The organism is Chromohalobacter sp. HP20-39, from assembly GCF_033052815.1.
Lineage (GTDB): Bacteria > Pseudomonadota > Gammaproteobacteria > Pseudomonadales > Halomonadaceae > Chromohalobacter.
In genome coordinates this window covers 1-1,400 of the sequence record NZ_JAWHTP010000021.1, presented here as the reverse complement: position 1 = coordinate 1,400, position 1,400 = coordinate 1, and the positions used below count along the sequence as shown (strand labels likewise).

Genomic DNA, 1,400 nt, shown 5'->3' with positions numbered 1-1,400 from the left:
AGAACTCGATCGCCTGCGTCGTGAAGAAGCAGAGCGCCAAGCGCAAGCCGCTGCCGCACGCGCAGAAGAAGAGCGTCGCCTAGCGGCTGAACGCGAAACCCAAGAAGCGCAATTGCGCGCCGAACGTGAAGCGCACGAGCGCCAGCTCGCCGCCGAGCGCGCCGAGGCCGACCGCGTTGCCCGCGAGAAGTTGGCAGCCGAAGAAGCTGAACTGAGTGCACAACGCGCAGCACAGGAAGCGGAAGCGCGTCGTCTTGCCGAAGAGCGCGCCCAGTTGGAACGCCAACAGCGCGAGGTCGAAGAGCAACGTAAGCGCGAAGAAGCGCAACGCGCGGCAGCGGCACAGGCAGCCGACGAACAGTTGCGCGGCGCTGCTCATCTGCTTCTGGCGGCCTGCAAGGCAGCGCTGGTCGAAGGCCCGGACATGTTCTGCGCTGCACAGCTGCGCTCGGCAATCGACGCCGCCGAAGTGGTCGAAGCCGAAATGCCTAAAGCAGCTTAACCATCACCCATTACACCCGGCCGAGTCTAGGGTTAGGAGTCCATCGTGAGCGAAGTAGCAGCAATCCAGCCGCAGCAGTTTGACCTTTCCCCACGCAATCTGCAGGAGGCCATGGAGTTTGCCGGACATCTGGCGGATTCCTCGATCGTGCCCAAGGACTTTCAGGGCAAGCCCGGCAACGTGCTTGTTGCGATCCAGTGGGGCATGGAGCTTGGACTCAAGCCCATGCAGGCCATGCAGAACATCGCCGTGATCAACGGTCGCCCCTCGCTCTGGGGTGATGCGGTGCTCGCGTTGGTTCTGGCATCCCCGGCCTGCGAGTACGTCAACGAGTACGACGAAAACGGCACGGCAGTCTGCGTGGTGAAGCGCCGTGGGCACGACGAGCACGTCGAGCGTTTCGGGGACGCCGAAGCCAAAACGGCCGGCTTGCTGAACAAGTCTGGGCCGTGGACACAGTATCCGAAGCGAATGAAGAAGATGCGCGCACGCGCGTTCGCGCTGCGCGACAAATTCAGCGACGTGCTGAAGGGCATCCCGATTGCGGAAGAAGTCATGGACATCCCCACGGAACGAGACATCACGCCGCGCAACGCTTCACCCTCGCAAATCGCCCAAGCGGCGCTTCCGAAGCCCGCTGAGCGAGACGACCGCCTCAACAACATCATCACCGACCTGGAGATCGTAGCCAAGGAAGGCGGCGCCGATCCGCTTGCCGATGCATGGGGAAAGTTGACCAAGGATGACCGCAAGGCCATCGGCCCTGACGAACTGTCGCGCCTCAAAGCGCTGACCGGTGAGGCTGCGCCGACCGATGTTCAAGCTCAGGAGCAAAGCAATGGCTGATCAGCGCACAGAAGAGTGGCACCAAGCCCGTGCCGGCAAGCTGACCGCCTCG

Annotated in this window: 1 protein-coding gene and 1 pseudogene; both read left to right on the top strand. The window is 62.9% G+C overall.

The window, feature by feature from the left end; translation table 11 throughout:
• A pseudogene (locus RVY79_RS16575) lies at window positions 1-502 on the top strand (hypothetical protein); the annotation flags it as partial.
• 45 nt (window positions 503-547) lie between these two features.
• The gene (locus RVY79_RS16570) at window positions 548-1,348 is read left to right on the top strand and encodes a hypothetical protein (RefSeq protein WP_048932710.1); all 801 of its coding nucleotides are present in this window, start codon (window positions 548-550) and stop codon (window positions 1,346-1,348) included.
• Window positions 1,349-1,400: the final 52 nt, after the last annotated feature.